Here is an 18,209-nt window from a genome sequence, read left to right on the forward strand (position 1 = left end):
AGATTTTAAGCTGAGCCGGGAAAGGAAGATTACTTCAGAAATCCTCTCCTTCAATATAGGCACGTTTATTGCGTAAGTGTCTCATATTATTTTTAATATTTAAAATGAAAATTGAATTTTTAATTTAACTTTCAGCTATTTTTGTAATCCAAAACAATGAAGGCATCTTATGAAGATTAAGGACGCGGAAATTATTTCGTTGATGCAGAATCCACGGACTCAGGATAAAGGAGTTCGTGCCTTGATGGACGCCTATCAAAGCAGATTGTACTGGCACATAAGAAGAATTATTGTGGACGGAGATCTTGCACAGGATACTTTGCAGGAAACTTTTATTAAAGCATATCAGAATTTTCATCAGTTCAAAAATGATAGCCAGTTGTATACCTGGTTGTACAGAATCGCTACCAACGAAGCTCTACAGCAGGTCAACAAAATGAAAAAAATGCAGAAAACTGATGAGGATCCGGAGTATCATATGCAGAATCTTGTCGCAGATAATACAGAAGAGGATGCTGAGGAAATACAGATTTTACTGCAGAATGCTATACAGAGCCTGCCCGAAAAGCAGAAACTGGTATTTATGATGCGGTATTATGATGATTTGCCCTACGAAGAAATATCAAAAATTGTGGATATGTCGGTAGGGACGCTGAAAACAAATTATCATTATGCCAAACAGAAAATAGAAGATTATATTAAAGAAAATTACGAAAAATAATTTTTGACCAACAAAGATGAAAGAGTTCGACATAGAAAAATTAGAGCGTAAAAACATTTACACAGTTCCTGATAGTATGTTTGAAAATATTCAGGAGAGCGTTATGAATGATATAAAGACAAGTAAAAAAGCACCTGTCTTTAAGCTGAACTGGATGTATGCAGCAGCGGCATCGCTGGCTTTGATTTTTGGAACAACGTATGTTTTTAATTCAGATAACGATTCCACAGAACAGATACTGAACTCTAAAACAGCTTATGTTGCCAATAACGGAGTCCCAAAAACAGAAAGCGAGCTGGCTTATGAAACTTTAAAATCTGATTTAACTTCTGTTGAAAATAATGATCAAACAGTTGAAAATCAAAAAAATAAAAATGTTTATGCTTCTAAAAGTGTAAGCGAAACTAAAAAAACAACAGAGAGCCCTAAACCGGTGAAAACTGTGAAGAAAAAAGAAGAAACACGAATGAATGAATATCTGGACTCGTTTTCTAATTCTGAAATTGCAGAGTTAGCAAGTAATTCGACTCAGGACGTTTATTTGGATATTTATAATTAAAAGAAAATGAAAAAGATATTATTGACGTTTTTGATTATTTATGGCTTTGGATTGAATGCCCAAAGAACAGATTATGATTGGAAAAAGATGGATCCTAAACAAAGGAAAGAAGTCATCAATAATCTTTCTCCGGAAGAGAGAAAAGAACTTCTGAAGAAATTCAGGAACAATATGATCATGGATAATCTGAAAGTCGATCCGGATGATAAAGCCGAATTTACACAATTGTATAACGAATATCTGGATAGCCAGAAGCAGATAAAAAGTCAGTTTAATTCCAACTTTGATCCCGAAACTTTATCAGATGACGAAGCTAAAGCTAAGTTGCAGCAAAGTTTTGAAGTAGGACAGAAGTTATTGGATAACAGAAAAAAATATGCAGATAAAATGCAGCAGGTGATCCCCTGCCAAAAAGTTCTGAAGCTGTTTCAATCCGAAAAGATGATGAAAGATAAAATGGATGAAAGAAAACCTCACGGAAATCATAACGCTTCGGGACCTAAACAGAACCCATAATAGTTTATTTTTTTAATGTTGGACGGCTCTTACAGATCTTTCTGTGAGAGCCGTTTAATTTTATCACAAAAAAAATTATTTTTACCACAAAGTTTAACTATGAAAAATGCACTTTTCTTTTTATTGTTTTCGATAGTATTATTTGGACAGAAAATAGAAACGATTGATCTTTCAAAATCTATTAAAGACAGCAAAAACTCTATAAAAAGTTTTACGGTGATAGATCAAAGAGCCAATCAGGAAATAGGAATGGTCATGTACCATAAGGACGAGGTGAAAGTTATTTTCGAAAATAATGCCAGCAAAGACATACAAGATTGGTTTTATAAATACAATCCGGTAAGAGGAAATAGTGATATGGTTTTTTTGCTTGAAAATTTAAGTATTTCAGAAGATAAAAAGGAAAAGTACTCTATAGGAAAGCTTGAGTTAAGAGCAAGCACATTTATTAAGAAAGAAGATGGCTATCATTTTATGGATAGAATAGACACTATCGCAACAGTCTCTTCACGTACAACACCTTATCTGTCCCAAAGCCTGGCAAGGAAAGTGACTTTGATTCTTACAGATCTTTTTAAAGACTCTTATAAAGCAACACCTTGGGAACTTAGCATTTCAGAAAATGATTTTCCTAACTATACTTCTGTATTAAAAGAAAAACTGAGCATTCTAAAAGCAAATGAACTAAAAGACGGGGTTTACAAAGACTATTACAGCTTTTTTACTCACAATCCTGAACCCGGATTTACTTTGCAGGCTAATGATAAAGGATTTGTTACAAAGGCCATAAAAGGAGAGGAGAAAACGGCAATAAGACATTTTTATGCTTTTGTGCATAATGGGATAGCATACAAAAATATTCCTGTGGGCTATACTGAGATTTTCAAAGATGATAATGGGGTTTTTATAGAGGCAACAAGAGCAGAATTATTTCCTGAAACGGCAACAACCGGGGTGACAATTGGTGCTGCGGCAGGTGGTTTGATTGGTGGCGTTATTGGAGCTGTGATAGATGTCAGTTTATCAGGCAAAAGAAAGAATACTGTAGGACCTAAAGTTTATCTTGATCCTTTTACTGGAAATTATGTGTTACCGGAAGACTTTGACAAAACAAAATAATATTTGAAAAGAGGGAAAATTCCACCTCTCTTCTTATTGTTATCTGTGTTTCAGTTAAAAGAAAGAATTAAGAATGAAAAATTCTCCTGCATTTTCTTATCTTTGCAAACTACAAGATTCTTAAATGAAAAACATACGAAATTTTTGCATAATCGCTCATATCGACCATGGTAAAAGCACCCTGGCAGACCGTCTTTTGGAGTATACGAATACCGTTACCCAAAGAGAATTACAGTCTCAGACGCTTGATGATATGGATTTGGAGAAAGAACGTGGGATTACAATCAAGTCACACGCCATCCAGATGGATTATGAGTATAAAGGAGAAAAATATATTTTAAACCTTATTGATACCCCGGGACACGTTGACTTCTCTTATGAAGTTTCCCGTTCTATTGCTGCCTGTGAAGGTGCGCTTCTTATTGTAGATGCCGCACAGAGTATTCAGGCTCAAACCATTAGTAACCTGTATCTTGCATTGGAAAATGATTTAACAATCATTCCGATTCTGAATAAAATTGACCTTCCGTCTGCAAACCCTGAAGAAGTAACCGATGAAATCATGAACCTTATCGGATGCGAATATGAAGATGTATTGAGAGTTTCCGGAAAAACAGGTGAAGGTGTTCATAACCTTCTTGAGCAGATTGTTGAAAGAATTCCTGCACCCGTAGGAAATCCTGATGGTCCGCTTCAGGCTTTGATCTTTGACTCCGTTTACAACCCATTCAGAGGTATCGAAGCTTATTTTAAAGTAGTGAACGGAAGTATCACTAAAAATGAAAAAATCAAATTCTTCGCAACAGGAAAAGAATACGGAGCTGATGAGGTGGGTACCTTAAAACTGAAGCAGGTGCCGAAGAAAACAATCCATTGCGGCGATGTAGGATATCTCGTATCCGGTATTAAAGATGCCCGTGAAGTAAAAGTAGGTGATACCATTACTTCTTTTGAAAAACCTGCTGATGCACCGATTGATGGATTTGAGGAAGTAAAACCAATGGTATTTGCCGGTATTTATCCAATTGATTCTGAGGATTTTGAAGAATTAAGGTTCTCTCTTGAAAAATTAAGACTGAATGATGCTTCTCTGGTTTTTGAACCGGAAAGTTCAGCAGCTCTTGGTTTTGGTTTCCGTTGCGGATTCTTAGGAATGCTACACATGGAAATTGTTCAGGAACGTCTTGACAGAGAGTTTAATATGAATGTGATCACTACGGTACCGAACGTTTCTTATTTTGGATATACTAAAAAAGAACCGGAAGTTCCGATTCTGATCAATAACCCGTCTGAAATGATGGATCCCTCAACGATGGACAGAGTGGAAGAACCTTTTATCAAGGCTTCTATCATTACAAAATCCGATTTCGTAGGAGCAGTAATGACTTTATGTATCGAAAAGAGAGGAGAAATTGTTAACCAGAGTTATCTGACATCAGAAAGAGTAGAGTTAATTTTCAATATGCCTCTTGCTGAAGTTGTATTCGACTTCTATGACAGGCTGAAATCAATTTCTAAAGGATATGCTTCATTCGATTATCACCCAATCGGATTCAGAGCTTCCAAGCTTGTAAAAATGGATATCCTGATCAATGGTGATATGGTAGATGCCTTATCTTCATTGATTCACGATTCTAATGCTTATTACATCGGGAAAAGAATGTGTGAAAAGCTTCGTGAGCTGATCCCAAGACAACAGTTCGATATTGCTGTTCAGGCTGCATTAGGGACGAAAGTAATCGCAAGAGAAACTATTAAAGCCTTGAGAAAAGACGTTACTGCAAAATGTTACGGAGGAGATATTTCCAGAAAACGTAAGCTATTGGAAAAGCAGAAAGAAGGTAAAAAGAAAATGAAGCAGATTGGTAGAGTAGAAGTACCGCAATCAGCGTTCATGGCTGTATTAAAGTTAAATGATTAATTATTAATCTATTATAAAGTAAAAACCGCTTCCAATGAAGCGGTTTTTTAATGCATTTATTTTTTACGCGTATATTTTATTTCCATTGTTTTGTACTCTTTTCCTGTTTTGGAATCAGGTCCGTACATTTCAAGTTTTTGAGTATTATCATCCACAAAGGTGAATACTTCTCTGAAATCACAGTCTTTTCCAGGTCTTGAAGGATCTGTCATTTTCCCTTTGAATTCAACTGATTTTGTGGAAGGATTCCAGTCTCCTTCACTATGCATGATTCCAGTTCCCATATTATCGATCCATGTACTGACAAACTTCTTTTTTGAATTATCGTATCCTACAATGCTCATCCCTTCAAAAGGCATTCCCATAAAATCACCTTTGTGATTAGTGATCTGATAACGTCCGCCAAACATCATTTTATTCGTAGCCTCAGATTTGCTCATCATAGGTTTTGCTCCGTTTTCCATCCACATAGTGGTTTCTCCGTTCCAGATTCCATCAGACTTGGCAAGCATTTTCTGCATTTCTCCCGGAGTTGAGTACGCCATCCAATCTTTCATGGCGGTTGCTGAATCTACAGGTTTCCACTCAGAGTTTGCAGCCGTAGAATCTGCTTTATCGGTGCCATTGGCTGCAGGTGTTTTTCCTTTTTCACAAGCTATTAATAAAAATGCTGCAGAAAGAATTGCTAATAAATTTTTCATAATAATTTAGTTTTAAGATGGTTAGAATGATGAATTAAATATAAGAACTTTTATTATAACGGAAATTATTTTTTAATACAGGCATAAATTGTAACTTTGTGTATTCACAACGCAAATCAATTTATGGAGTCTCCAAAAAAATTACAGGATATAAAAGTGGCTGTAGATGCCGTTATTTTCGGATATTTTGATAAAAAAGACCTTCAGATCCTTCTGATTAAAAGAAATATTGAGCCTTTTAAAGGTGGCTGGGCTTTACCGGGAGGTCTGGTTCTCGATGATGAAAGTGTAGATGATGCAGTAAAAAGAGAATTGTATGAAGAAGCCGGCATAAAGCCCGATTTTTTGGAACAACTATATACATTTGGTAATCTGGGTCGTGATCCGAGAAACAGAGTGGTTTCTGTGGCTTATCTGGGTCTTGTGAACCCATCTTACCATGAATTGTTTGCAGACTCTGATGCTGAAGATGCACAATGGTTTAGTATCAATAGACTTCCTTCAGTGGCTTTTGATCATAAAACAATCATTGAGACTGCTCTAAAAAGGCTTCGTACAAAAATTCAATACCAGCCAATCGGCTTCAATCTTCTCAATGAAGAATTTCCTTTTTCAGACCTTGAAAACCTTTATAAAACAATTGTCGGACAAGAAATTGACAGAAGAAATTTCCGGAAAAAAATCATGAGCTACGGACTGCTTAACGAAACCAACAACGTTAAAAAAGAAGGCAGTGGCAGACCCGGAAAACTTTTTACTTTCAATAAAGAAAAATATAAAGAGCTGGAAGAACAGGGCTTTTATTTTGAAATTAAATAGGAACTGTAAACACAAATTTCACAAATGTCTTGCACAAATATTCACTAATATTTACAGGCGTTTTCGGAATGCACATTATACAATATTTTCAATAGGAAATATTTGACTCCAGATTGTATTATCGGCCTTCTTTCATTCCTACTGAGGAAGAATCTCGTAATTGGTTAGATTCATCACTACACTGCATTTCGTTCAGAATGACATTGATGTAATAACAAATTTTAAGATCAAATTCCATTGGCTTTAGCCTAAACGCATCAAATTTGTGTCATTTGTGATTAAAATTTGTGCTATTCGCGTTTATCTGAATTAAATTTTTATCATTGATAATCAGCTGGTTAAATTAATTAGTGTAAAATTAACACAAATAAATTTGGTTCATGAAATGATATTATTTTAAATTTGTGTCAAAATAACGCAATTATGAAATACACCCTACAAAATATTACAGAACGCTTTCAAAAAAAGGAAAAGATAAAATACCTCTTTTTCTGGGGGCACACGGCAAAAGATATCGTTACCAAATCATGTTTCAGCCAATGGTTTCCAGGTAGTTTTGAAGAAAACAAAATTATTTACAAGACCGCAGAACATTATATGATGGTTGGAAAAGCAAGATTATTTAATGATGCTGAAATGGAAAAGGAAATCTTAAAAGCTACTACTCCTAATCAGGCAAAAGCTCTTGGCCGAAAAGTGAAAAACTTTGACCCGAAACTTTGGGATGAACATAAATATCAGATTGTAACTCAGGGAAATTTTTTGAAATTCTCTCAAAATCAGAAATTTAAAGACTTTCTTTTGTCAACCGGAGACAAAGTTTTAGTGGAGGCAAGTCCTTATGATAGAATCTGGGGAATCGGGATGCTGGAAACGGACAGCAGAGCAGAAAATCCTTTACTATGGAACGGAGAAAACCTGTTAGGATTTGCTTTGATGGAAGTAAGGGATGAATTAAGAAGGTAAAAACACAAACCAGACACAAAATAGTATTTATGGAAAAAATAGAATTACACCCACAGATATTTCTGATTGAAAATTTTCTTACTGAGGCTGAATGTGATCATTATATCAGTCTTTCGCAGGAAAAAGTCTTTGAAGAAGCAAAAATCAATGTATTTGGACGCCAGCAGATGAATAAAGGAATCAGAAATAATGACCGATTGATGATTTTTGATACTGCAATTGCTGAAGAGCTCTTCAACAAGGCTATAGAACTTCTACCTCAGGAACATGATGGATATCAGACTATTAACTTTAATGAAATGCTCAGGGTTTATAAATATGCTCCCGGACAACAGTTCAAAATGCACAGAGATGGAAGTTATATCCGAAATGAAAAGGAGAAAAGTTTCTACACTTTTATGATCTATCTGAATGATGATTTTGAAGGAGGAGAAACAGAATTTGAAAACCTGTTTACAGTAGCTCCGAAGAAAGGAACCGCTCTTGTTTTTCACCACCCTTTAAGACACGAAGGAAAAACACTGATCAGCGGATTGAAGTATGTTTTGAGAACGGATGTTATGTATTTAAAAGTATAAGTCAACCGGATCAGAGAAAGGCATTACTATGTTCTCTTTAATTAGCGTAATATTAACACAAATAAAAATATTTGATCATGGAAGATGAATTAAAACCCAGATTTATCGAATCATTACAAAGAAATAATGATCAGATCAGAGAAGACCGTGCAAAAATCATCGGAACAGATTCCGAACTGATTTACAGGCGCAGAGTGGAAGATATCGAATTAAAAATTAAAAGACTCGAGCGCGAACAGGAAGGGCTTATTGATATCAGTCCTTTAGACAGAAACAGTCTGACTTTTGCGGATTTTAATCCCGAAGCATTCGTTCAGAAAGATATGGAATTATCATTAACAATCAGAAATCTGAATATTCAGCTTGAAATAACTCAAAAGAGATTTGAATATTTATTTGGAAAAACATTGTAGTCATGGGAAGTACAAGATACGATTTAGACGCTCGTTATGACAGAGCAAGCAAAGCAGGTTACGGAACAAAATCCGCGGGAGAAATTTTCACCCAGAATGCCAAAAGAATGGCTCATGAATCTATGAATCCTCACGGTATTTCTTTCAGAGAATCCAGAGATTCGGAAGTTCATCCCAATTCAGTTCCGATCATTTTAGGATTAGATGTTACCGGAAGTATGGGACATATTCCTCATGAGCTGATCAGAGAAGGATTACCTAAACTCATGGGAGGAATTATCCAGGGAGGAGTTCCCGATCCGGCCTTATTGTTTCTTGGAATCGGAGATCATGAATGTGATGGCTATCCGCTTCAGGTGGGACAGTTCGAATCAGGAGATGAAGAACTGGATATGTGGCTCACAAGAACTTATATTGAATCCGGAGGAGGTGGAAATGCAGGTGAAAGTTATCTTTTAGCGTGGTATTTTGCCGCTTTTCACACCAGAACAGATGCGTTTGAAAAAAGAGGACAAAAAGGATTACTGTTTACCGTAGGCGATGAACCTTGCTTAAAAACACTTTCTGCATCTGCGATCAGGGAAATCATGGGAAAAGGACAGCAGACCTATACTCATTTTGAACTGCTGGAAGAGGCAAGGAAAAAATATGAAGTATACCACATCAGTGTTCTGCACTCTGATCAGGCATTGAGGGCAGACAGAGGCTGGAAAGAATTATTAGGACAAAACTGTTTATCAATAGCAGATCACAGGGAAATTCCGAATGTTATAAAAAGCATCATCTGTGATAAGTTTAAAAATCAAAGCTTCGGAACAACAGGAACAGGAGGATTGGATCAGTTTCAGATGCTTTAGAAATCTGTCAATGTCATCATAAAATATCAATGGCAATACTAGAAACTTCAAAAATTAAAAGACATGAAAAAGGCGCAAATAGTAATAGGACTTGGTTTTGGTGATGAAGGAAAAGGGATTACCACAGATTTTCTGACTTCTCAGAATCCGGAGGCTGTTGTGATCAGATTTTCAGGAGGACAGCAGGCGGCGCATACCGTAATGATTGATGAAAGAAAACATGTACATTCCAGTTTTGCAAGCGGTGCACTTCGCGGTCTGCCTTCTTACTTTACCGAGCATTGTACGATTCATCCGGTTTTTCTACTCAATGAGAGAGAAGAATTAAAAGCAAAAAATGGAAACATAGGGCTGCATATCCATCCATTAGCAAAAGTTACAACTCCTTTCGATGTATGGCAGAATAGAACAAATGCCCATAATCTGGAACATGGAACCTGCGGAAAAGGAGTAGGAGCCACGATGAAAAGAAACGAAAGTCCTTACAAACTATTTGCTATAGACCTCATAGCGCCCAAAGAAATGTTGATGGAAAAACTGAAAGGAATTGCCTATTACTATGGTTTTATAGAAGAAGGCGAGATCAGTGAACTTTTACAGCCTTATTTAAATGCCATTGAAGCCATTGATTGGAAAATAGATGATTATAACTACCTGGCTTCATTCGATCACCTTATTTTCGAAGGAAGTCAGGGTATTTTACTCGATATGGATCATGGCGTTTTTCCCAATGTGACTTATGCGAATACCACTTCAAAAAATGCCTACGAGCTTTGTCAGCTTTTAAAAATTGAAGACATTGAAATGTATTATGTCACCAGAAGCTACGCCACCCGCCACGGAAAAGGCTGGATGAGCAATGAAAAAGAAATGAATCTGAGAAATAATGAAGAAGAAACCTGTACATTTAATGAATTTCAGAAGGAGTTGAGGACTGGAGAAATAGATTACAGGCTGCTGAATTATGCCTTAAAACTGGATGGAGCTTATGTATTTCCGGTTAAAAAGAACCTGGTCATTACCTGCCTGGATCAGGTTGATGAGCAATTTAAAGTAGAAAATCTTGATGTAAAATTTGATGCTGTCTACGGATCTTATTCTCCGTATTCGAAGGATTTTAAGCCCTTTTTTAATTTCAAAAGAAGTAATCAGGCATAGAAGCATTATTTTTATACTTAATAAGAGATTAGAAGAATGATTTAAAGATTGAAAATAATGACCATGAAAACGATACAATATATAAAGGGAGATGCTACCCGACCCAATGTGGAAGGGAATAAATTAATTGCTCATATCTGTAATGATATTGGAGGTTGGGGGAAAGGTTTTGTAACTGCCATTTCCAAAAGATGGAAACAACCTGAAAAAGAATACAGAGAATGGTTTAAAAACAAAGAAAATTTTAACCTTGGAGAAATCCAGCTGGTTCAAACAGAAGAAGATCTCTGGATCTGCAATATGATTGCTCAGCATAAAATCATTACTCATTCGGATGTTCCTCCTATAAGATATGATGCCGTGGAAGAATGTTTATTAAAACTGGCTCATGAAGCGACCCAACAGAATGCTTCAGTACATATGCCGAGAATAGGATGTGGACTGGCAGGAGGAAAATGGGAAGAAATAGAACCCATTATTGAAAGAACATTGCTTGCAAAAGAGGTGCAAGTATATGTATATGATTTTGAATAAAATTAAATATTAAATGAAAATGGATAAACTCTTTCTTGCCTCAAAATCACTTACCGGAATAGCTATAGGAGATGCTTTTGGTGAAAGCTTTTTTGGAGAAGAATCTATAGTAAAAATGTATATTCATCAGAGAATTATTACAGAAAGGTCTCTGGATTTTACAGATGATACCATTATGTCAATTGCTGTTTTCAGATCTTTGGAAAAGTTTGGCAGCATCCATCAAGACTTTCTGGCAGAAGAGTTTACTAAAAACTATTATAAGGATATCAACAGAGGATATGGACCTACTATGCATCGGTATTTCAGAGATTTGAAAAATGGAGAGAATTGGAAAGACGTTTCTTATTCAAAATTTGCAGGGCAGGGGTCCATGGGAAATGGAGGAGCTATGAGAGCCTGTACAATTGGAGCGTACTTCTATGATGATCTTAAAAAATTAAAAGAAAATGCCGAGCTTTCCTGCGAGATTACTCATGCCAATAAGGAAGCAATAGAAGGCACAAAAAGTATTGCTTTGGCATCAGCTTTTGCTATTCAGGAGAGATTGGGGATCATAAAACTTACTCAGCAAGATTTTATTCAGAAAATTCAAAATGAGTTAAATGATTCTGATATGAAAAGTAAGTTAAATAAATCATTATATCTTGATGGTAACCCAAGTATAGAATTACTAATAAGAACTCTTGGAAACGGAATCAAAATGACAGCTCAGGATACTGTTCCTCTTGTTATCTGGATGTTATCGAGATATAGAAATAATTTTGAGCAATGTCTATGGAATACAGTTTCTGCTTTAGGAGACAGAGATACAACATGTGCAATGGCTGGAGGAATAAGCATTCTATGTTGTAATGAAAATACAGTTCCTGATTGGACAAAAAATGTTGAAAACTGGAAAAAAAGCAAATTTTATGAAAATTGAATTAATAAAAGGAGACATCACAAAAATTCAAGCTGATGCAATTGTTAACGCCGCCAATTCTTCCTTACTTGGTGGAGGCGGGGTAGATGGAGCTATTCATAGAGCAGGCGGTCCTCAGATTTTGGAAGAATGTATTGCGATCAGAAATAGACAAGGAAAATGCAAAACAGGAGAAGCTATAGTAACAAATGCAGGAAATCTCCCAGCAAAATATGTTATTCATACAGTAGGCCCAGTTTGGAACGGTAACGAAGAAAAGGAATCCATTCTTCTGGAAAACTGTTATCGTAATTCTTTGAATTTAGCAGAAAGCCTTGGTGTGAAGACGATTGCTTTTCCTAATATCAGCACAGGAGTCTATAGATTTCCAAAAGAACTGGCAGGAAAAATTGCGGTAGATGAAGTAAGAAAATTTAATTCAGATATTATTGAGAAAGTTATTTTTGTTTGTTTTGATGATGAAAATGAATTGATTTACAAAAAACTATTAGATTAAAACCAATGAAAAAACTAACCATATTAAGCGGCGCAGGAATCAGTGCCGAAAGCGGAATAAAAACCTTCAGAGACGGAGATGGTCTTTGGGAAAATCATAATGTAACAGACGTGGCAAGTCCGGAAGGATGGAGAAAAGACAGAGCTTTGGTTCTGGAATTTTACAACCAGAGAAGACGCCAGCTGCATGAAGTACAGCCCAACGAAGCGCATCAATTGCTGGCAGAACTGGAAAAACATTTTGATGTTCAGATTATTACCCAGAATATTGATGACCTTCATGAAAGAGCAGGATCTACTAAGATTCTTCATATCCACGGAGAACTGCTCAAATCATGCTCATGCAACAATAAAAACCTGATTTATGAACAAAAAGATGATATTAAAATTGGGGACAAAGCCGAAGATGGAGCGCAGTTAAGACCTTTCATCGTTTGGTTTGGGGAAGATGTTCCTTTGTATCAGACGGCAAGAGAAATTGTAAAAGAATCAGATATTTTACTGGTAATCGGGACGTCTTTGCAGGTATATCCTGCTGCCGGACTGATTCATGATATTAAAGACGACTGCCTTCTGATCGTTATCAATCCTAATGAAACGGGGTTTGGCTACGGACAGAGAGCTGTAGTAATGAAGGAAACAGCTACACAAGGAATGAAACTATTATTTGATAAACTGATCAACCTTGCCTGATGGAAAATAAAGTAAAAGCAGGAATCATGGGTGTTTGCATAGGTGATGCTCTTGGTGTTCCGGTAGAATTCAGAAGCAGGGAACAACTTAAACGTTCGCCTGTTACCAAAATGCGAGCTTTAGGAACTCATCACCAAACTGCTGGTACATGGAGCGATGATGGCTCTTTAACATTATGTCTTGCAGATAGTTTGTGCAATGGATATGATCTTGAAGATATGGCTTTGAAGTTTTTGCAATGGTATAATGCAGAAATATGGACTCCTCATGGAAGGGTTTTCGATATAGGTATTGCAACTTCACAAGCAATTTATAGAATTGGAAAAGGTGTTTCTCCTACTTTATGCGGAGGAAATTCAGAGTTTGATAATGGAAACGGCTCCTTAATGAGGATTATGCCATTATTATTTTACATTAAAGATTTCACTATTGAAAAGCGTTTTGATATTGTAAAAGACGTTTCCTCTATTACACACAGACATATCCGTTCAGTTTTGGCCTGTTTTATTTATTTGGAATTTACTTTGGAAATTTTAAAAGGAAAAGATAAATGGGAAGCATATCAAACAATGCAGAAGACCGTTCGGGAGTTTTTAGATTATAATCTTATTTGTTCACAAAATGAAATGGATAAATTTCACCGGATTTTAGAATTAAAAGTAGGTGAATATGACTTGGCTCCTTTACATACATTACAGGAGAAGGAAATAAGTTCTGGAGGATACGTTCTTCACAGCCTGGAAGCCTCTCTATGGTGTTTTTTAAACTCAGAAAGTTATTCTGAAGCCGTGTTGAAAGCCGTCAATCTCGGAGAAGATACAGATACTACAGGAGCCATTACCGGAGGAATTGCCGGAGTTTATTACGGATATGAAAATATTCCGCAGGAATGGATTACTGAACTGGTGAGAAAGGATGATATTGAGAAATTGTGTGAGAAACTATATACAAAACTGTACAACATTGATAAACCTGTATAGATTTATTTCAGAAAAAGAACTGAAGGAAATTATGGAGAGGCGTTTTAAAAAGTTTCCTCCTCATTTTCCATTGCGGTTTTATATTGATAAAATTCCGGAAAATTCTGATAATCAGACACTATTTCTTGTGAAAATTGAGACTAATAAGGAAAATATATCTCGTTTTGATATTCAAAATGATGATGAATTGATTATTAATGATTTTGAAGATTTAGATAGAATAAATGCCCTGATTGATGATAAGATTAAGATCATCGGAATTTCTGAAAATAGCAAAGAGCTCGGGCAAGATATCATAAGGATATTGGAAAATGAAAAAAGGTTTTTTGAATTCAGGTTAAAGATATACCTGGATACAAACAGCAGAGAAATCATTCCTCATCATTATTTTGAAAGAGAAACGGAGCCTGATGATAATATACCAGAACTTACCGATGAAGAACTGGAAGCTTCTGCCAAATATTACGATGATAAGTTATCAAAAATAAATACGGTAGAAGAAGCTGTTGATTTTTTGATCAATGAAAGGTTGAGTGAAGATAGCATCAATAAAATCAAGAACAAGTCATTAGCAGAAAAGTTTGACCAGTTGGGTGGATTTTTCGGCTTAGGAATGTATCTTCGGAATATATTTATTTATCCGAATAAAAATGAAAACTTTAAACATTATCTAAAGACTTATAACCCTCAATATATAGTTGACCGGGGGGAATTTGGAGAAGGGATTATAGAAGATTTTTTGTGGAGAAAAATCAATAATTATCTGATAACAGATGAAAGCAAAAAGAAAATTGCCGATCTACGTAATGAGCCATATGATGAAAACTCTTGTTGGTCAAACTACATCAAGGAGCAGCTGCTTTCGTATAACCTTGGTGAAGCAATTATTAGAGAATATCTGGAAATGGAAGATAAGAAGGACACTTGCGATGAAGATTTTGAACACTATTATTATGAACAGAAAAGAATTCTGGCCGGAATATCCAATAAGGAAAGATCAGTCTATGATCAGATGAAACAGGACTATTTTACGATCAGAAATCTTATTGAACAATTAAAACACAAACCATGAACGAAATAGAAAAGAAAAAGATAAGTAAATTTTTAAGCCTGATCTTACGGCATCAGCCGGAAAGTATAGGAATTAAACTGGATGAAAACGGTTGGGCAGATATAGAAGAGCTGAGAGCAAAATCAGCCAAAAGGCGGGTGTATTTCACTCCGAAGGAATTGGATGAGGTGGTAGAAACGAACAACAAAAAGCGTTTTGCTTTAAACGAAGATAAAACTAAGATCAGGGCAAGTCAGGGACATTCTATTGATATTGATCTGGCTCTGGAAGCCATACAACCTCCGGAATTTCTTTATCACGGAACTGCTGAAGCTAATATCAGATCCATCATGGAAAAAGGAATTGAAAAAAGAAGCCGTCAGCATGTGCACTTAAGCGCTGATAAAGAGACTGCTGCAAAGGTTGGAATGAGACACGGCAAGCCTGTGATTCTTACGATCAGAACCGGAACCATGCATCAGGACGGATTATCTTTCTATCAGTCTGCAAACGGGGTTTGGCTTACAGATTTTGTAGATGCGAAATACATTTCAAAATAAAATGAGCAGAACATTAGTAATAGGAGACATTCACGGTGGATTTAAAGCCTTACAGCAGGTTCTTGAAAGAGCAGGAGTCACACCTGATGATCAGCTGATTTTCCTCGGAGATTATGTAGACGGATGGAGCGAGTCCTCCCAAATTATCCAGTTCTTAATCGAACTTTCTGAAAAGCAGGAATGTATTTTCATCAAAGGAAATCATGACGCATGGTGCGAAGATTGGCTGGCCTTGGGACAAAATCCTGATGTGTGGCTTTTTAATGGAGGAAAAAGTACCGTAGAAAGCTATGCTGATTATTCTCTTGAAGATTTGGATATTCACCTCGAATTCTTTCAAAGGATGAAAAACTATCATATCGATGATCAGAACCGTTTGTTTATTCATGCCGGATATGCTTCCATGCACGGTCCCGAAAGAGAAGTCTATTCCAGTAATTACCGATGGGACAGAACCCTCTGGGAAACAGCTGTCGCAATGGATAAAAAATTACAGAGAAACTCGGAATTGTATCCTAAAAGACTGCTTCTGTATAAAGAAATATTCATCGGACATACCCCAACGCTGGATATTGGGATCAAAATACCCGCCAATAAAGCCAATATCTGGAATATGGATACCGGAGCCGCCTATACCGGATCTTTATCCATCATGGATATTGATACCAAACAATTCTGGCAAAGTGATCCGCTTCCCTACTTATATCCTGAAGAAAATGGCAGAAATTGATACTATCGGAAACAAACCTAACAGGTTTTCAAAACCTGTTAGGTTTCTATTTTAAAATAATTTTACCTTTTCACCCTCTTGCAATTTTGACTGCCAGCACATCCCTTTTCTCACAAAAGATGATTAATTTTAAAGTTTGAAAATACGACTTCAATGAAACTGAAATATCTTTTATTCACCCTGAGTTCTACCTTGTTTTTGGCTCAGAAATCATTTCAGACTCCTTTTGAAAAAGGGAATGGTAACCAAACTGTTACCTACGATGAAATGAATAGCTATTATCACGATCTGGCTAAAAATTTCAATACCATTCAATACCTTAAAAAGGGAGAAGATGACAGTGGAAAACCCATTTATGTGGTGATTTATAACCCTTTTCCTGAAAAAGATCTTGAAAAATTAAGAAAAAACAAAGCCATTCTCTTTGTCAACAACGGAATTCACCCCGGAGAACCGGATGGAATTGATGCTACGATGATGCTGATGAGAGATCTTGCCACTAAAAAGATTACAACTCCACAGAATTTTATCATTGCTGCTATTTCAGCCTATAATGTAAGCGGAATGTTGAACAGAGGATCTTACTCGAGAGCCAATCAAAACGGTCCTGAGCAGTATGGTTTCAGAGGAAATGCAAGGAATTACGATCTGAACAGAGATTTTATCAAAGCAGATTCCAGAAATGCCAGAAGTTTTCAGGAGATATACCAGTGGTTGAAACCTGATGTCTTTATTGATAACCATGTCAGCAACGGAGCAGATTACCAATATACATTCACCTATATTTCTACCTTTAAAGAACGCTTGGGAAATACCCTGGGAAACTATTTCTACAATGATTATCAGGCTAAAAATCTTGAAGATATGAAGAAATTGGGCTATGAAAGTACGCCTTATGTCAACATTCACGGAGATGTACCGGAAGTAGGATTTGCCTCATTTGAAGACTCTCCCAGATACTCTACGGGATATACTTCCCTTTTCAACTCGTTGGGAACCGTTCCGGAAACCCATATGCTGAAGCCTTATGACAAAAGGGTGGATGCTACCTACAAATATATGCTGGTGAATCTGCAGAATTTAGATAAAGATTATCAGAAAATAAAACAGCTTCGTATTGAAAATTTAAAACAATATCAGGCAGGAAAACAATATGGTATCCGTTGGAAAATAGATTCCACAAAATTCTCTACGATGGATTTTAAGGGCTATGAAGGAAAATACAAACCCAGTGAAGTTTCAGGGAAGCCAAGGCTGTATTATGACAGAAACAAACCCTTTACAAAGAATATAAAACTCTTTACGACTGCTGTTCCTACAGGGTATATTATCATTCCTAAGTATTATGTCATTCCACAGTCGCAATATAGGGTGATTGAAGAATTTAAAAGAAATAAAATTCTGATGAAACCAATACATAAAGACAGTACAATAGCAGTTGAGTCTTATAAAATCAAAGATTTTAAAACCGTTAAAAACCCGTATGAAGGGCACTATCTGCATTTTGAAACAACAGTGGACACTGCTCTGAAAAACATGACATTTGCTGCCGGGGATTATCTGATTTCTACCAATCAGCCTGGTGTAAAATATATTATAGAAACACTTGAACCTGAGGCATTGGACTCATTTTTCAACTGGAACTTTTTTGACGGAATTCTGGCTCAGAAAGAATATTATTCCGCCTATATTTTTGAAGATACAGCCGCCGAACTGCTGAAAAAAGACAAAAAACTGAAAGATGCGTTTGAAACAGCTAAAGCATCGGATAAAAAATTGTCTGAAGATGGAGAAGCACAATTGGATTGGATCTACAGACATTCTCCTTACTTTGAAGAAAAAACGTTCAGGCAGTATCCGGTTTACAGGGTGTTGTAATGAATTGATTTTAAATAAATAAACTATAAAAAAGA

At 36.2% G+C, this 18,209-nt stretch carries 21 protein-coding genes; 20 read left to right on the plus strand and 1 reads right to left on the minus strand.

Annotated features, from left to right (window positions below; genetic code table 11):
- Positions 1-169 precede the first annotated feature (169 nt).
- From ACODR7_RS14340 to lepA, 5 genes are all read left to right on the plus strand, one after another.
- Positions 170-721 (plus strand): RNA polymerase sigma factor, encoded by a 552-nt coding sequence (locus ACODR7_RS14340; RefSeq protein ID WP_488840016.1) that lies wholly within the window; start codon positions 170-172, stop codon positions 719-721.
- Positions 722-737: 16 nt separating this feature from the next.
- On the plus strand, positions 738-1,280 hold the full coding sequence (locus ACODR7_RS14345) for a hypothetical protein (protein ID WP_488840018.1): 543 nt from the start codon (positions 738-740) through the stop codon (positions 1,278-1,280).
- Positions 1,281-1,286: 6 nt separating this feature from the next.
- Positions 1,287-1,796 (plus strand): hypothetical protein, encoded by a 510-nt coding sequence (locus ACODR7_RS14350; protein WP_488840020.1) that lies wholly within the window; start codon positions 1,287-1,289, stop codon positions 1,794-1,796.
- A gap of 99 nt (positions 1,797-1,895) precedes the next feature.
- Complete coding sequence (locus tag ACODR7_RS14355; RefSeq protein ID WP_488840022.1) at positions 1,896-2,915, plus strand: hypothetical protein; 1,020 nt, start codon at positions 1,896-1,898, stop codon at positions 2,913-2,915.
- A gap of 124 nt (positions 2,916-3,039) precedes the next feature.
- The gene (gene lepA / locus ACODR7_RS14360) at positions 3,040-4,836 is read left to right on the plus strand and encodes a translation elongation factor 4 (RefSeq protein ID WP_076595195.1); all 1,797 of its coding nucleotides are present in this window, start codon (positions 3,040-3,042) and stop codon (positions 4,834-4,836) included.
- A 56-nt stretch (positions 4,837-4,892) separates the two neighbouring features.
- Here the strand turns inward: lepA and ACODR7_RS14365 are convergent, their stop codons facing one another.
- Positions 4,893-5,537: a DUF1579 domain-containing protein gene (locus tag ACODR7_RS14365; RefSeq protein ID WP_488840024.1), complete on the minus strand. Its 645-nt coding sequence runs from the start codon at positions 5,535-5,537 to the stop codon at positions 4,893-4,895.
- Positions 5,538-5,660: 123 nt separating this feature from the next.
- On the opposite strand from ACODR7_RS14365, the gene ACODR7_RS14370 reads away from it, so the two are divergent.
- From ACODR7_RS14370 to ACODR7_RS14440, 15 genes are all read left to right on the plus strand, one after another.
- The gene (locus ACODR7_RS14370; protein WP_488840026.1) at positions 5,661-6,356 is read left to right on the plus strand and encodes an NUDIX hydrolase; all 696 of its coding nucleotides are present in this window, start codon (positions 5,661-5,663) and stop codon (positions 6,354-6,356) included.
- Between the two features lie 423 nt (positions 6,357-6,779).
- Positions 6,780-7,322, plus strand: a complete 543-nt coding sequence (ybiA, locus tag ACODR7_RS14375) for a riboflavin biosynthesis intermediates N-glycosidase (RefSeq protein ID WP_488840027.1) — start codon at positions 6,780-6,782, stop codon at positions 7,320-7,322.
- A 29-nt stretch (positions 7,323-7,351) separates the two neighbouring features.
- On the plus strand, positions 7,352-7,900 hold the full coding sequence (locus tag ACODR7_RS14380) for a 2OG-Fe(II) oxygenase (RefSeq protein WP_488840029.1): 549 nt from the start codon (positions 7,352-7,354) through the stop codon (positions 7,898-7,900).
- 77 nt (positions 7,901-7,977) lie between these two features.
- Positions 7,978-8,313 (plus strand): hypothetical protein, encoded by a 336-nt coding sequence (locus ACODR7_RS14385; protein WP_488840031.1) that lies wholly within the window; start codon positions 7,978-7,980, stop codon positions 8,311-8,313.
- Between the two features lie 2 nt (positions 8,314-8,315).
- Positions 8,316-9,170: a hypothetical protein gene (locus ACODR7_RS14390; protein WP_488840033.1), complete on the plus strand. Its 855-nt coding sequence runs from the start codon at positions 8,316-8,318 to the stop codon at positions 9,168-9,170.
- A 63-nt stretch (positions 9,171-9,233) separates the two neighbouring features.
- A complete protein-coding gene (locus tag ACODR7_RS14395; RefSeq protein ID WP_488840035.1) occupies positions 9,234-10,328 on the plus strand; it encodes an adenylosuccinate synthetase in 1,095 nt (364 codons plus the stop codon).
- A 63-nt stretch (positions 10,329-10,391) separates the two neighbouring features.
- On the plus strand, positions 10,392-10,862 hold the full coding sequence (locus tag ACODR7_RS14400; RefSeq protein ID WP_488840037.1) for a macro domain-containing protein: 471 nt from the start codon (positions 10,392-10,394) through the stop codon (positions 10,860-10,862).
- A 19-nt stretch (positions 10,863-10,881) separates the two neighbouring features.
- A complete protein-coding gene (locus ACODR7_RS14405) occupies positions 10,882-11,787 on the plus strand; it encodes an ADP-ribosylglycohydrolase family protein (RefSeq protein WP_488840039.1) in 906 nt (301 codons plus the stop codon).
- Entirely contained in the window at positions 11,777-12,283 is a 507-nt protein-coding gene (locus ACODR7_RS14410; RefSeq protein ID WP_488840041.1) for an O-acetyl-ADP-ribose deacetylase, read from the plus strand. The genes ACODR7_RS14405 and ACODR7_RS14410 overlap by 11 nt, the downstream gene beginning before the upstream one ends.
- Before the next feature lie 5 nt (positions 12,284-12,288).
- Positions 12,289-12,975 (plus strand): SIR2 family NAD-dependent protein deacylase, encoded by a 687-nt coding sequence (locus ACODR7_RS14415; protein WP_488840043.1) that lies wholly within the window; start codon positions 12,289-12,291, stop codon positions 12,973-12,975.
- Positions 12,975-13,955, plus strand: a complete 981-nt coding sequence (locus ACODR7_RS14420; RefSeq protein WP_488840045.1) for an ADP-ribosylglycohydrolase family protein — start codon at positions 12,975-12,977, stop codon at positions 13,953-13,955. Before ACODR7_RS14415 ends, ACODR7_RS14420 begins: the two co-directional genes overlap by 1 nt.
- The gene (locus ACODR7_RS14425) at positions 13,939-15,027 is read left to right on the plus strand and encodes a hypothetical protein (RefSeq protein WP_488840047.1); all 1,089 of its coding nucleotides are present in this window, start codon (positions 13,939-13,941) and stop codon (positions 15,025-15,027) included. The genes ACODR7_RS14420 and ACODR7_RS14425 overlap by 17 nt, the downstream gene beginning before the upstream one ends.
- Positions 15,024-15,566 carry an RNA 2'-phosphotransferase gene (locus tag ACODR7_RS14430; protein ID WP_488840049.1) on the plus strand — a complete coding sequence of 181 codons (543 nt, stop codon included), beginning with the start codon at positions 15,024-15,026 and terminating at the stop codon, positions 15,564-15,566. Before ACODR7_RS14425 ends, ACODR7_RS14430 begins: the two co-directional genes overlap by 4 nt.
- A 1-nt stretch (position 15,567) precedes the next feature.
- Positions 15,568-16,296 carry a metallophosphoesterase family protein gene (locus ACODR7_RS14435; protein WP_488840050.1) on the plus strand — a complete coding sequence of 243 codons (729 nt, stop codon included), beginning with the start codon at positions 15,568-15,570 and terminating at the stop codon, positions 16,294-16,296.
- A 153-nt stretch (positions 16,297-16,449) separates the two neighbouring features.
- The gene (locus ACODR7_RS14440; RefSeq protein ID WP_488840052.1) at positions 16,450-18,174 is read left to right on the plus strand and encodes a M14 family metallopeptidase; all 1,725 of its coding nucleotides are present in this window, start codon (positions 16,450-16,452) and stop codon (positions 18,172-18,174) included.
- Positions 18,175-18,209: the final 35 nt, after the last annotated feature.

This window comes from Chryseobacterium sp. FG46, assembly GCF_057809135.1.